Raw genomic sequence first — 13,613 nt, 5'->3', positions numbered from 1 at the left:
TTATGAACATTCTTATCATCGGAAACGGCGGTCGTGAACACGCTCTGGCTTGGAAAGCTGCACAATCTCCACTTGTGGATAAAGTTTTTGTCGCACCAGGTAACGCTGGCACTGCATTGGAACACAAAGTAGAAAACGTGAATATTTCTGCGACAGATATTCCAGCCTTAGTGAAATTTGCTCAAGATAAACAAATTGGATTAACCATTGTTGGCCCTGAAGCTCCGTTAGTAGTTGGTGTTGTTGATACATTTCGCAAGGCAGGATTGAAAATTTTTGGCCCAACTCAAGCAGCGGCACAATTAGAAGGTTCAAAAGCATTTACTAAAGATTTTCTTGCTCGTCATAAAATTCCAACAGCGGAATATCAAAACTTTACCGAAGTCGAACCAGCATTGGCTTACTTGCGTGAGAAAGGCGCACCAATTGTCGTTAAAGCAGATGGTTTAGCTGCGGGTAAAGGCGTAATCGTTGCGATGACCTTGCAAGAGGCGGAAAACGCTGTGCATGATATGCTTTCTGGCAATGCCTTTGGCGAAGCGGGGAGCCAAGTAGTAATTGAAGAGTTTCTAGATGGCGAAGAAGCCAGTTTTATCGTAATGGTAGACGGTAAAAATGTTGAGCCTATGGCGACTAGCCAAGATCATAAACGTGTTGGCGAAAATGATACGGGATTAAATACAGGCGGTATGGGTGCGTATTCGCCTGCACCTGTGGTAACACCCGAAATTCATAGTCGCATTATGCGGGAAGTGATTTATCCGACGGTTAATGGCATGGCGGAAGAAGGCAATGTTTATACTGGCTTCCTGTATGCAGGATTAATGATTATGCCGAATGGTCAGCCGAAAGTGATCGAATTTAACTGTCGTTTTGGCGATCCGGAAACGCAACCAATAATGCTACGTCTCAAATCAGACCTTGTTGAACTCTGTCTTAAAGCCTGTGACGGCAAATTAGATGAAGTAACATCACAGTGGGATCAACAGGCTTCTTTAGGTATCGTATTGGCTGCAGAAGGATACCCAAAAGATTATCGCAAAGGCGATGAAATCAGCGGATTGCCTAAAAGTGCGGTCAAAAACGAGAAAGTTTTCTTAGCGGGTGTCGCAGAACAAGAAGGCAAGCTAGTAACAAACGGCGGTCGTGTACTTTGTGTAACTGCATTAGGCGAAAGCGTATTTGAGGCACAGCAGAAAGCGTTAAAATTGGCTGAGCAAATTCAATGGTCTGGGCGTTTTTATCGTCGAGATATTGGGTATAGGGCTGTTGAACGAGAGTTGCAAAAATAATTCATATCATTATGATGAATTAATTTCATTTAAGTAATGAAAATTTAGGAATGAAATTTTAATTAAGTTTTTATCCATAAACAGTTAAACTATCTGCCATAAATTACATAACAGGAGAACACAATGTTTACAAGAAATATGACTATCGCTGATTACGACCCGGTATTGTGGCAAGCGATCCAAGATGAAAATCGTCGTCAAGAAGAACATATCGAACTCATTGCATCTGAAAACTATGCTAGTCCGCGTGTGATGGAAGCTCAAGGTTCACAATTCACTAATAAATACGCTGAAGGCTATCCAGGTAAACGTTATTACGGTGGTTGTGAGTATGCAGACATTGTGGAGCAGTTAGCCATTGATCGTGCGAAAGAATTATTTGGTGCAGATTACGTGAATGTTCAACCGCACTCTGGTTCACAAGCAAACGCTGCAGTGTATGGTGCGTTGATTAATGCAGGCGATACTATTTTAGGTATGGATTTGGCTCACGGTGGTCACTTAACTCACGGTGCAAAAGTCAGTTTCTCTGGCAAGATTTATAACTCTGTGCTTTATGGAATCACTGCGGATGGCTTAATTGATTATGAAGATGTTCGTCAAAAAGCATTAGAATGTAAACCAAAACTTATCGTTGCTGGTTTCTCGGCTTATTCACAAGTTGTGGATTGGGCGAAAATGCGTGAAATCGCAGATGAAGTGGGTGCGTATTTATTTGTGGATATGGCACACGTTGCAGGTTTAATCGCAGCAGGTTTATACCCAAATCCACTTCCGCACGCACACGTTGTAACCACTACAACCCACAAAACCTTAGGCGGTCCACGTGGTGGTTTAATTCTTTCATCTTGTGGCAATGAAGAAATCTACAAAAAATTACAATCATCTGTATTCCCCGCAAATCAAGGTGGTCCATTAGTTCATATTATTGCGGCAAAAGCAGTTTGCTTTAAAGAAGCATTAGAGCCTCAATATAAAGAATACCAAGCAAATGTAATCAAAAATGCGAAAGCAATGGTTGATGTATTTAAACAACGTGATTATGACGTTGTATCAAATGGTACTGAAAACCACTTGTTCTTAGTAAGTTTCATTAAACAAGGATTAACAGGTAAAGCAGCTGATGCGGCATTAGGCAAAGCAAATATTACCGTGAACAAAAACGCTGTACCAAATGATCCGCAAAAACCATTTGTTACTTCAGGTATCCGTGTAGGCACACCATCTGTGACTCGCCGTGGTTTCAATGAAAATGATGTGCGTGAATTAGCTGGCTGGATGTGTGATGTTTTAGATGCTTTAGGCAAAGAAAATGAAGAACAAGTGATTGCTGAAACTAAAGAAAAAGTATTAGCAATTTGTAAACGTCTTCCAGTTTATCCGAAATGATTTATTTTCTTTCGTTGATTATATGGTTAGCGGCGATTAATATCGCCGCTTATTTTTTATGGGAAATTATATGACTTATATTGTTGGCTTAACTGGTGGCATTGGTAGTGGTAAAACAACGATTGCTAATTTATTTGCCGATCTTGACGTACCTCTAGTAGATGCGGATGTGGTTGCTAGAGAAGTCGTTGCGAAAGATTCCCCTTTATTGTCAAAAATTGTTGAACATTTTGGGGCTCAAATTTTAACGGAGCAAGGAGAACTTAATCGTGCAGCCTTACGAGAGCGAGTGTTCTGCAATGATGAAGAAAAACAGTGGTTAAATAATCTTTTACATCCCGCTATTCGTGAACGAATGAAACAACAACTTTCTGAACAAACTGCACCTTACACATTATTTGTCGTCCCTTTATTAATAGAAAATAAATTGACCGCACTTTGTGATCGTATTTTGGTAGTAGATGTGAGTCCACAAACTCAACTTGCTCGTTCAGCTCAACGAGATAACAATAATTTTGAGCAAATTCAACGAATTATAAATTCTCAAGTTTCTCAACAAGAGCGTTTGAAATGGGCGGATGATGTGATTAACAATGATGCTGATCTGGCTCAAAACTTACCGCACTTGCAGAAAAAGGTGCTAGAATTGCACCAGTTTTATTTACAACAAGCGGAAAATAAAAATGTCTGACGAAATTATTGAAGTACCTTGTCCGATTTGCCAGAAATCTGTGCCTTGGACAAATGAAAGTACTTTTCGACCTTTTTGTAGCAAACGTTGCCAGTTAATCGATCTTGGCGAATGGGCGGCTGAAGAAAAAGCGATTCCAAGTGATACTGCTGATTTTGCAATGGATCCAAATGTGAGTGACGAATGGAGCATTAAATAGAGATTAACCGATAGGAAACCCTATCGGTTAATTTTTATAAGTGCGGTGCTTTTTTGAGGATTTTTCCTAAAAATGCTATGCTAAACGTAATTTTATTATTCTAAAATGTAATTTTTATGCAACAAGATTATTTAAGCCAACAACGATTCTCCGATCTTCCTCTACATCCGATTGTACGAGATGCTTTGGCAAAAAAAGGCTTTGATTTTTGTACCCCAATTCAGGCTTTATCCTTGCCTATCAGTTTAAATGGACGCGATGTCGCAGGACAAGCTCAAACTGGTACAGGCAAGACAATGGCTTTTTTAACGGCTACTTTTCACCATCTTTTAACTCACCAAGATCCTAATCTGGAATATCCTCACCCAAGAGCTTTGATTTTAGCACCTACTCGAGAATTAGCGGTGCAGATTAGTAATGACGCAGAATTTCTTGCAAAAGCCTGTGGATTAAAAACCGCACTTGCCTATGGTGGCGATGGTTATGATAAACAACTACAAGCGATTGAGCGTGGCGTAGATATTTTGATTGGTACGACGGGGCGAGTCATTGATTATGTGAAACAAGGCGTAATTTGTTTAGATGAAATTCAAGTTGTCGTGCTAGATGAAGCGGATCGAATGTTCGATCTTGGATTTATCCGTGATATTCGTTATTTATTGCGTAAATGCCCCACTCCGCAAGTGCGTTTAACGATGTTATTTTCAGCGACGCTTTCTTATAAAGTGCGTGAATTAGCATTTGAAGATATGAATGATCCTGAATATATTGAAATAGAACCAGAACAAAAGACAGGACATCGCATTAAAGAAGAACTTTTTTATCCATCTAATCAGGATAAAATGGCACTTCTCTTAACCTTAATGGAAGATGAATGGCCTGAGCGTTGTATTGTATTTGCTAATACGAAACATCGTTGTGAAGAAATTTGGGGTTATTTGGCTGCTGATGGGCATCGTGTCGGCTTACTGACTGGCGATGTAGCACAGAAAAAACGTTTGTCCTTATTAAAACAATTTACTGATGGTAATTTAGATATTTTAGTAGCAACAGATGTGGCTGCTCGTGGCTTGCATATTTCTGATGTGACGCATGTTTTCAATTATGATTTACCCGATGATCGAGAAGATTATGTTCACCGAATTGGCCGTACTGGACGAGCAGGGGAAAGTGGTGTTTCTATTAGTTTCGCTTGCGAAGAATATGCGATGAATTTACCAGCAATTGAAGAATATATTGGCCATTCTATCCCAGTGAGCCAATATGAAACAGAAGCCTTGCTTGAACTGCCGAAACCATATCGTTTAAAACGTGCGGTGCGACCGCAAGGGCATACAAGACATCTTTCTTATCACACAAAATAGTGATATAATTTTTTTAGTCTCAATAATTAATAAGGAGATCATTGTGGCCATTTTAGTGACAGGTGGTGCCGGTTATATCGGTTCTCACACAGTTGTAGAATTATTAAATGCTGGCAAAGAGGTGGTGATATTAGATAATCTTTGCAATTCATCGCCAAAATCCCTTGAACGCGTAAAACAAATTACGGGCAAAGACGCAAAGTTTTATGAAGGCGATATTTTAGATCGTACTTTGTTACAAAAAATTTTTGCAGAAAATGAGATTAGCTCTGTTATTCACTTTGCAGGGTTAAAAGCCGTAGGGGAAAGTGTTCAAAAGCCGACAGAATATTACATGAACAATGTCGCTGGCACCCTTGTATTAATTCAAGAAATGAAAAAAGCGGGTGTTTGGAACTTTGTGTTTAGCTCATCTGCAACGGTTTACGGTGATCCAAAAATTATTCCAATTACAGAAGATTGTGAAGTCGGCGGTACAACCAATCCTTATGGTACCTCTAAATATATGGTTGAGCAGATTTTACGCGATACAGCAAAAGCGGAACCAAAATTTAGCATGACCATCTTGCGTTATTTTAATCCAGTTGGGGCGCATGAAAGTGGCTTGATTGGTGAAGATCCAAATGGCATTCCAAATAATTTATTACCTTATATTAGCCAAGTTGCTATCGGTAAATTAGCACAACTTTCTGTATTTGGTAGTGATTATGACACTCGCGATGGAACTGGGGTGCGTGATTATATTCATGTAGTGGATTTAGCCGTGGGACATTTAAAAGCGCTTCAACGTCATGAAAATGACTCTGGTTTACATATTTATAACCTTGGTACAGGTCATGGTTATTCCGTATTAGATATGGTAAAAGCCTTTGAAAAAGCCAACGATATTACAATTGCATATAAACTTGTAGAACGCCGCCCTGGCGATATTGCCACTTGTTATTCTGATCCAAGTTTAGCTGCAAAAGAGCTTGGTTGGGTGGCAGAACGTGGTCTTGAAAAAATGATGCAAGATACGTGGAACTGGCAGAAAAATAATCCCAAAGGGTACAGAGATTAATATTCTCTAATATTTGTTTTTCTTTTTTAGGAAGAAGAATGCTAAACATTGGGGGGAATGATTAAAAATCCCCTAATTTTTACAAAAATCCTTTAATTGAAAGGCGAAATTTCTAAAATACAACCAAAATTAACCGCACTTTATGTCAAATTCCCTTTCTTCCCAAATTTTTACACGCAAAATGTTGATTTGCGTATTCACAGGTTTTAATTCTGGTTTGCCATTATTTGTGTTATTGCAAATGTTGCCTGTTTGGCTGACGGATAAGCATCTCTCAATTGAGCTTATTGGTGCAGTAACTGGCGTGATGTTGCCTTATGGATTGAAATTTTTGTGGGCACCATTATTGGATCGTTATTTCCCGAGTTTTTTAGGGCGTCGTCGTAGCTGGATGCTGCTTTCACAAGTGGCATTATTGATTTTACTTTACATCATTAGCCTGTTTGATCCGCTCACACAACTGAGCGTGGTGGCAAATATTGCGTTGCTTATCGCCTTTTTTTCAGCCACACAAGATATCGTGTTGGATGCGTATCGTCGTGAGATTTTGAGTGATCATGAATTAGGTTTGGGAAACACTATTCATATTAATGCTTATCGAATTGCGGGATTAATTCCGGGTGGATTATCGCTCTATTTGGCGGCGATTTATCCTTGGGAAACTGTCTTTTTATGGACCGCACTTTGTATGTTAGCGGGCATCTTTATGACGTTATTTTTAGCAAAAGAGCCAAAAATAGACATGCAGCAAACTAATCAGCCGTTCTATCAAGCATTTTGGATTCCATTACAAGAATTTTTCCAGCGTAAGGGCGTTATTCAGGCTATCGGTTTTTTACTGTTTTTGTTTTTGTATAAGTTCGGGGATTCTTTTGCCACAACGCTACAAACCAAATTTATTTATGATATGGGGTTTAGCAAAGAGGATATAGCTATTGTTGTAAAAAGTACCGCACTTTGGTCAAGCATTTTATCTGGGCTTGCTGGTGGTGTGATAATAATAAAACTGGGTATTAACCGTGCATTGTGGCTATTTGGGCTTGTACAAATGGTAACAATTGGTGGGTTTATTTGGTTGTCTGCTTTCGGTCATTTTGATGTTATTACATCAGCCGAGTTATGGAAACTAGGTGTTGTGATTGCCGCAGAATATATCGGCGTTGGACTTGGCACCGCGGCTTTTGTGGCTTTTATGGCGCGTGAGAGTAATCCGCTTTATACTGCAACGCAACTTGCACTTTTTACAAGCCTTTCAGCTTTGCCTAGTAAAGTTTTAGGTATGCTTTCTGGTTATGTAGTGGGAGCAGTGGGGTATTATCAGTATTTTTGGTTTTGTTTATTTTTAGCGATTCCAGGCATGCTTTGTTTATTTTGGGTAGCACCTTGGAATCAACAAAATCATAAGACCAGCTTTGTATAAAAGTGCGGTAAAAATTATAAAAAATTTGACCACACTATTCTTTATCAGTATCTTAATCACGTTTTTTATTAATGGAGATTTTTATGAAAATTATTCTTTTAGGTGCGCCGGGTGCAGGTAAAGGCACTCAAGCACAATTTATTATGAACAAATTTGGTATCCCGCAAATTTCAACTGGCGATATGTTCCGTGCTGCAATCAAAGCGGGGACTGAATTGGGCAAACAAGCTAAAGCATTAATGGATGAAGGTAAATTAGTACCAGATGAATTAACCGTTGCGCTTGTAAAAGATCGTATTGCACAACCTGACTGCGCAAATGGTTTCTTGTTAGATGGTTTCCCTCGTACTATTCCACAAGCGGATGCACTGAAAGATTCAGGTGTTAAAATTGACTTTGTTTTAGAATTTGATGTGCCAGACGAAGTGATTGTTGAACGTATGAGCGGTCGTCGTGTACACCAAGCATCTGGTCGTTCTTACCACATCGTTTATAATCCACCCAAAGTGGAAGGTAAAGATGATGTAACTGGCGAAGATTTAATTATTCGTGCAGATGATAAACCAGAAACTGTATTAGATCGTTTAGCCGTATATCATAAACAAACTAGTCCATTAATTGATTATTACCAAGCAGAAGCGAAAGAGGGGAATACTCAATATTTCCGTTTAGATGGTACACAAAAAGTAGAAGAGGTTAGCCAAGAGTTAGATAAAATCTTAGGCTAAAAATAATCTAAAAATTAACCGCACTTTAGAAAATATAATTAGTCTGCACCTTAAAGGCTGAAGAAATCAGCGAATTAAAGTGCAGATTTTTTTATAAACTACCCAAATTTATAATAGGCTGATAAAAGTGCGGTATTTTTTCAGCCTATTTTTAGAAAATCACTTCTCGTCTTTGAAGCCTGACTCAACGCCACTCATATCAGGTAATTGGTGTGCAATACCTTTATGGCAGTCAATACAAGTTTTACCCTCAGTTTTCATTTTTTGGTGCATACGTGCTGCCACAGAACGTTGATCATTGAAATTCATTCGATCTACATTATGGCAATTACGACATTCTTTAGAATCGTTAGCTTTCATACGAGCCCATTCATTTTGAGCCATTTCTAAACGATGCGCATTGAATTTTTCTAAGGTATCCACTTTTCCAGTATAGTGAGCATATACTTCCTTAGCCGCTATAATTTTACGTTTCATTTTTGCACCAAATTCGTGTGGTACGTGACAATCTGGACAACTTGCCCCCACGCCAGTACGAGTTTGATAATGCACACTATGCAAATACTCTGGATAAACATCTTGCATATGGCAGCTTGCACAGAACTGTTCTGTGTTGGTTTTCTCTAAACCATAGTTAAAACCAACCCAAGAAAGAATACCGCCAATAGCCGATAAGATAATAATCGTACCAATTGCCATACGGCTTGGTTTTCTAAACCATTGCCAGAAACGCTTTAAGATATTTGGTTTTTTCTCAGACATATAGACCTCTTAAACTAGTTTCCGTAACCTTTCATCGGTTTAAAATCATTTGGAACAATTGGATCTACGTTTGATTGAGAAACGTGACATTGTAAACAGAAATAACGACGCGGAGAGGAGCTTGAACCTACTTTTCCATCACGATCCATAAAGTGAGTTGGGCTGATTCGAGTTGCACCACTCAAACGAGAATTTTCTGGGCTGTGACAATTTAAACATTGATTTACATTTTTTGTCACTTGATAATTTGCAACACTATGTGGAACCATTGGAGGCTGGTTTACATAGTTCAATGCGGGTAATTCGCTTTGACGCGGTGGATTGTGAAATGCGGGTGCAATATTTTCAGCCGCTTGAGTTAAATCTTTTCCCACTGCTGGTGCATCAGATGCCATCAGTGAGCCAGCAAAAAGTGCGGTAAATAATCCCGCTAAAATTTTAGATACCTGTTTAGTCATATTAATCACTCCCCTGAATGATCGAATCTGGTCGAAAATTTAAAAACTTTTTCAGCGCAAACGTCAATACAACGTCCGCAGCTGATGCAATCTTTGGAAAGCACGAGTAGGCTTTCGTCTTTTTTTCCGTGTAAAGGCGAACGTAACACTTGGGCTTCGGGACAAACATTGTAGCAATCCATACAATTATCGCATTTAGCACGATCAATCACTTTAATACGGATTAAACTTTTTGCGCCAATCACACCATAAGCAGCACCAATTGGGCAAAGATGTCCACACCAGCCATGTTCTGCAATCAATAAATCAAAAAGAAAAATAACAAGTAATAGCCAGCCTGTTGCACCAAAACCAAACACAAAGGCGCGGCCAAGAGCAGCCACTGGATTAACCCACTCCCAAAGCAACATTCCGCTTACGCAGCTGCCTAGTAAAATAAGCACAAGAATGCCATAACGTAAACTACGCGAAATTTTTGCTGTTTGGCGAATGCCTAACTTACGGCGAAGCCACGCAGCACAGTCAGTTACAACATTTAGCGGACATACCCAACCACAAAACACTTTACTACCAAGTACTGCGTAAAATAACACAATAATCGCTGCACCAATCAAAGTGAGAGCATCTGGTAAATGTCTTGCAGCCAAGCTTTCAGCGGTAATTAAAGGGTCACTTAATGGAATAGTATCGAGCAATAAGCTTCCACTATAATTACCTTTTAAAATCCATACGCCAAAATAAGGCCCGCTTAAAAACATGGCAAGAATGCTGAGTTGGCTTAATCGACGCCAAAACAAAAAGCGGTTTGCATACCACCAGCCCCATTTTTCTCGAGCCTCTTTCCCTGCAAATTTTGGTGCATTTGCCATTATTTGCCACTCCCTAAAATAGGCGCAAGCACGGGTTCTGCTGGTTCAGGCATTACTGTAGCTCCCTCTGGCGTTCGAGTTGGCAACGAAATCATATCTTTAGGCGCAAGAGAATGACCCGCTTTCGCTTTTTCTTCCCAGCCTAAACGATAATGTTTACCTAACATACCTTTTGCCAGATTCATTGGTAAAATTTTAATCGCTGCTTCTTCTAACACACAAGCTTGCTCACATTTTCCACATCCCGTACAAGCATCAGAATGTACTGTTGGAATAAATAACGCGTGCTTATCAGAACGTGGATTATGTTGTTTTTCCAATGTAATCGCTTTATCGATTAATGGACAAACCCGATAACAAACATCGCAACGTAATCCTTGATAATTTAAGCAAGTTTCGTGATCTAACAGTACTGACAGCCCCATACGCGATTCATTAATATCTGTTGCTTGACGCTCTAATGCACCACTAGGACAGGCTTTTGCACAAGGAATATCGGGACACATTTCGCAAGGTTTATCACGCGCAATAAAATACGGCGTTCCCGCTTCTACTGGCGATAATAAAGATGCTAAATGCAGCATGTCATAAGGACAGGCTTGAACACATTGTCCACAACGAATACAAGCGGCAGAAAACGCTTTTGCATCTTGCAAAGCAAAGGGCGGACGTAATGGCACACCTTCTCGCGCAAGACTTTGATTTTGCTGCAATCCCAACAAAATCCCAACGCCAGCTAAACCACCCGCAGTACGGGTTGCTTCTTTGAGAAATTTTCTACGTTCAGGATTGAGAGCGGGTTTCTTCATTTTCTTTTTAAATTTTAACCGCACTTTCATCTTCCTCTTTTATTGGTGAGAGAAAATAAAGTGCGGTTGATTTTTACATCGTTTTTACGCAGCCTTTTCCACTTTTACCGCACATTTTTTGAAGTCGGTTTCTTTTGAAATTGGGTCTGTCGCATCTAGGGTTAAGCTATTTGCAAGCTGACCTGCATCAAAGAAAGTGGTAAATACTAAGCCACGAGGTGGTTTATTACGTCCGCGAGTATCCAAGTAAGAAATCATTTCGCCTCGACGAGATGAAATCTTAATTTTATCGCCGTGACGTAAACCACGTGCTTGTGCATCTAATGGGTGCATCCATACTAAATTATTTGGAAATGCGCGATGCAATTCTGGTACACGGCGTGTCATTGTACCCGTATGCCAATGTTCAAGAACACGACCCGTCGATAACCATAAATCGTATTCATTATCGGGTGACTCAGCTGGTGGTTCATAAGGCACCGCAAGAATAATCGCTTTCTTATCAGGATAACCATAGAAAGCCACACCTTCCCCTTCTTTAACATACGGATCATAGCCTTCACGGTAACGCCACAAGGTTTCTTTACCTTCTACAACTGGCCAGCGTAAACCACGTGCTTTATGATACATATCAAATGGAGCTAAATCGTGACCGTGACCACGACCAAATTCAGCGTATTCTTCAAATAAACCTTTGTGAACGTAGTAACCAAAATATTCTGATTCGTCGTTTAATTGACCTTCAGCAAGTTCGCTCAATGGGAATTTATCTACTTGACCATTTTTGAAAAGCACTTCATATAAAGTTTTACCTCTATATTCAGGCATTTGTGCAAGTAAGTCTTCTGTCCACATTTCATCAGTCGTAAAGTATTTTGCGAACTCCATTAATTGCCATAAGTCTGATTTTGCTTCGCCTGGTGCTTTGACTTGCTGACGCCAGAATTGAGTACGACGTTCTGCATTACCGTAAGCCCCCTCTTTTTCTACCCACATTGCCGTTGGAAGAATTAAGTCAGCGGAAAGTGCGGATACAGTTGGGTAAGGATCTGAAACAATCACGAAGTTGCCTTCTTTACGCCAGCCTGGCAAACGCTCTTGATTAATGTTTGGCCCTGCTTGCATATTATTGTTACACATTTGCCATAACACATTCATTTTGCCATCATTCATTGCACGGTCTTGTGCAATTGTGTGTAGCCCCACTTTTTCAGAAACCGTCCCCTTTGGTAATTTCCAAATACGTTCAGCAATTTCACGGTGTTTAGGATTAGTTACCACTAAGTCGGCAGGTAAACGATGAGGGAATGAACCTACTTCACGCGCTGTACCACAAGCAGAAGGCTGACCAGTTAATGAAAATGGCCCACAACCCGGAATTGAAATTTTTCCAGTAAGTAAATGAATATTGTAGATTAATTGGTTTACCCACACACCACGTGTATGTTGGTTAAAGCCCATTGTCCAGTAGGAAACCACTTTCTTCGTTGGATCGGCATAAAGTTTCGCTAAAGTTTCTAACTGAACTTTATCTAACCCAGACATTTTCGACACTTTTTCCACAGTATATTCTGAGACAAGTTGCTTTAATTCTTCAAAAGAAGAATCGTGCATTTTCCCAGCTGTTTTATGATTCGTGTCTTTTTCTAACGGATGCTCTGGACGCAAACCATAGCCAATATTCGTTTCTCCACGTTTAAATTTTGTATGTTTATTAACAAAATCCCAATTAATCGCATTATTTTGAATAAGATAATTGATGATATAGTTCATAATCGCCAAATCAGTTTGCGGTGTAAATATCAAACCGTGATCGGCAAGTTCAAAACTACGATGTTCGTAAGTCGAAAGAACAGTGACACGAACATCAGGATTGGAGATACGGCGATCAGTAATGCGCGACCACAAAATTGGGTGCATTTCCGCCATATTTGATCCCCAAAGCACGAAAGCGTCTGCCTGTTCAATATCATCATAACAGCCCATTGGTTCATCCATACCGAAAGTACGCATAAATGCAACAGCTGCAGACGCCATACAGTGACGCGCATTTGGGTCTACGTTGTTAGAACGGAAACCTGCTTTCCAAAGTTTGTTCTTCGCATAACCCTCCCAAATGGTTGATTGTCCAGAAGTGAACATACCCACTGCATTTTGCCCGTTCTTTTTAAACGCTTCTTTGAATTTCTCAGCCATTGTTTTGAACGCAAAATCCCAAGAAACTGGCGCAAAATCGCCGTTCTTATCAAATTTTCCGTTTGTCATACGTAAAAGCGGCTGCGTTAAACGATCTTTACCGTACATAATTTTCGGTAAGAAATAGCCTTTAATACAGTTTAAACCACGGTTTACTTCTGCATCAGGATCGCCTTGAGATGCCACAACACGCCCATCTTTAGTCCCAACCAGCACAGCACAACCAGTACCACAGAAACGACATACGCCTTTATCCCATTTAATTTCGGATTCGGCTGCGACCACATTTTTTACTGGGATGGTTAGCCCCGCTGCCGTTGCGGCTGCCATAGCCGCATTGGCTTTCATAAAGTCTCGACGACTTAAATTCATCGCG

At 40.0% G+C, this 13,613-nt stretch carries 13 protein-coding genes; 8 read left to right on the top strand and 5 right to left on the bottom strand.

The features are described from left to right. The first annotated feature begins 2 nt into the window (after nucleotides 1-2). The 8 genes from purD to adk all read left to right on the top strand — a co-directional run bounded on the left by purD (nucleotide 3) and on the right by adk (nucleotide 8,143). Complete coding sequence (gene purD / locus ACPT8O_RS02675; protein ID WP_021034416.1) at nucleotides 3-1,292, top strand: phosphoribosylamine--glycine ligase; 1,290 nt, start codon at nucleotides 3-5, stop codon at nucleotides 1,290-1,292. A gap of 123 nt (nucleotides 1,293-1,415) precedes the next feature. Further along, a complete protein-coding gene (glyA, locus tag ACPT8O_RS02670) occupies nucleotides 1,416-2,681 on the top strand; it encodes a serine hydroxymethyltransferase (protein ID WP_041175240.1) in 1,266 nt (421 codons plus the stop codon). Nucleotides 2,682-2,751: 70 nt separating this feature from the next. Further along, entirely contained in the window at nucleotides 2,752-3,372 is a 621-nt protein-coding gene (coaE, locus tag ACPT8O_RS02665; RefSeq protein WP_021034418.1) for a dephospho-CoA kinase, read from the top strand. Then, on the top strand, nucleotides 3,365-3,571 hold the full coding sequence (gene yacG / locus ACPT8O_RS02660) for a DNA gyrase inhibitor YacG (RefSeq protein ID WP_005645697.1): 207 nt from the start codon (nucleotides 3,365-3,367) through the stop codon (nucleotides 3,569-3,571). Before coaE ends, yacG begins: the two co-directional genes overlap by 8 nt. A 116-nt stretch (nucleotides 3,572-3,687) precedes the next feature. Further along, entirely contained in the window at nucleotides 3,688-4,935 is a 1,248-nt protein-coding gene (gene rhlB, locus ACPT8O_RS02655) for an ATP-dependent RNA helicase RhlB (protein ID WP_021034419.1), read from the top strand. A gap of 43 nt (nucleotides 4,936-4,978) precedes the next feature. Further along, nucleotides 4,979-5,995, top strand: coding sequence for a UDP-glucose 4-epimerase GalE (galE, locus tag ACPT8O_RS02650; RefSeq protein ID WP_021034420.1), 1,017 nt, complete (start codon nucleotides 4,979-4,981; stop codon nucleotides 5,993-5,995). Between the two features lie 142 nt (nucleotides 5,996-6,137). Continuing rightward, the gene (locus ACPT8O_RS02645; RefSeq protein WP_041175241.1) at nucleotides 6,138-7,415 is read left to right on the top strand and encodes an MFS transporter; all 1,278 of its coding nucleotides are present in this window, start codon (nucleotides 6,138-6,140) and stop codon (nucleotides 7,413-7,415) included. Between the two features lie 83 nt (nucleotides 7,416-7,498). Further along, nucleotides 7,499-8,143, top strand: coding sequence for an adenylate kinase (adk, locus tag ACPT8O_RS02640; protein WP_041175242.1), 645 nt, complete (start codon nucleotides 7,499-7,501; stop codon nucleotides 8,141-8,143). Nucleotides 8,144-8,302: 159 nt separating this feature from the next. On the opposite strand, the gene ACPT8O_RS02635 is transcribed toward adk, so the two are convergent. Genes ACPT8O_RS02635 through napA form a run of 5 tightly spaced genes read right to left on the bottom strand, consistent with a single transcriptional unit; the run spans nucleotide 8,303 to nucleotide 13,609 of the window. Then, nucleotides 8,303-8,905 carry a cytochrome c3 family protein gene (locus ACPT8O_RS02635; protein WP_021034424.1) on the bottom strand — a complete coding sequence of 201 codons (603 nt, stop codon included), beginning with the start codon at nucleotides 8,903-8,905 and terminating at the stop codon, nucleotides 8,303-8,305. Nucleotides 8,906-8,919: 14 nt separating this feature from the next. Next, a complete protein-coding gene (locus ACPT8O_RS02630; RefSeq protein ID WP_021034425.1) occupies nucleotides 8,920-9,363 on the bottom strand; it encodes a nitrate reductase cytochrome c-type subunit in 444 nt (147 codons plus the stop codon). Nucleotides 9,364-9,368: 5 nt separating this feature from the next. Next, nucleotides 9,369-10,232 (bottom strand): quinol dehydrogenase ferredoxin subunit NapH, encoded by an 864-nt coding sequence (napH, locus tag ACPT8O_RS02625; RefSeq protein WP_005662674.1) that lies wholly within the window; start codon nucleotides 10,230-10,232, stop codon nucleotides 9,369-9,371. Next, nucleotides 10,232-11,071, bottom strand: a complete 840-nt coding sequence (gene napG, locus ACPT8O_RS02620) for a ferredoxin-type protein NapG (protein ID WP_425623333.1) — start codon at nucleotides 11,069-11,071, stop codon at nucleotides 10,232-10,234. Before napG ends, napH begins: the two co-directional genes overlap by 1 nt. 54 nt (nucleotides 11,072-11,125) lie before the next feature. Further along, complete coding sequence (napA, locus tag ACPT8O_RS02615; RefSeq protein WP_021034426.1) at nucleotides 11,126-13,609, bottom strand: nitrate reductase catalytic subunit NapA; 2,484 nt, start codon at nucleotides 13,607-13,609, stop codon at nucleotides 11,126-11,128. Nucleotides 13,610-13,613: the final 4 nt, after the last annotated feature.

The sequence above is a fragment of the Haemophilus sp. HN_Hi08 genome, assembly GCF_049824455.1.
Lineage (GTDB): Bacteria > Pseudomonadota > Gammaproteobacteria > Enterobacterales > Pasteurellaceae > Haemophilus > Haemophilus influenzae_D.
This window is presented reverse-complemented; position numbering and strand designations above follow the sequence as displayed.

Bases quoted from the DNA above. Each gene is read 5' to 3' on its own strand.
- rhlB (WP_021034419.1), top strand. From the start codon at position 3,688: ATGCAACAAGATTATTTAAGCCAACAACGATTCTCCGATCTTCCTCTA.
- coaE (WP_021034418.1), top strand. From the start codon at position 2,752: ATGACTTATATTGTTGGCTTAACTGGTGGCATTGGTAGTGGTAAAACA.
- ACPT8O_RS02630 (WP_021034425.1), bottom strand. From the start codon at position 9,363: ATGACTAAACAGGTATCTAAAATTTTAGCGGGATTATTTACCGCACTT.
- glyA (WP_041175240.1), top strand. From the start codon at position 1,416: ATGTTTACAAGAAATATGACTATCGCTGATTACGACCCGGTATTGTGG.
- adk (WP_041175242.1), top strand. From the start codon at position 7,499: ATGAAAATTATTCTTTTAGGTGCGCCGGGTGCAGGTAAAGGCACTCAA.
- yacG (WP_005645697.1), top strand. From the start codon at position 3,365: ATGTCTGACGAAATTATTGAAGTACCTTGTCCGATTTGCCAGAAATCT.
- napH (WP_005662674.1), bottom strand. From the start codon at position 10,232: ATGGCAAATGCACCAAAATTTGCAGGGAAAGAGGCTCGAGAAAAATGG.
- napA (WP_021034426.1), bottom strand. From the start codon at position 13,609: ATGAATTTAAGTCGTCGAGACTTTATGAAAGCCAATGCGGCTATGGCA.
- purD (WP_021034416.1), top strand. From the start codon at position 3: ATGAACATTCTTATCATCGGAAACGGCGGTCGTGAACACGCTCTGGCT.
- napG (WP_425623333.1), bottom strand. From the start codon at position 11,071: ATGAAAGTGCGGTTAAAATTTAAAAAGAAAATGAAGAAACCCGCTCTC.
- ACPT8O_RS02635 (WP_021034424.1), bottom strand. From the start codon at position 8,905: ATGTCTGAGAAAAAACCAAATATCTTAAAGCGTTTCTGGCAATGGTTT.
- ACPT8O_RS02645 (WP_041175241.1), top strand. From the start codon at position 6,138: ATGTCAAATTCCCTTTCTTCCCAAATTTTTACACGCAAAATGTTGATT.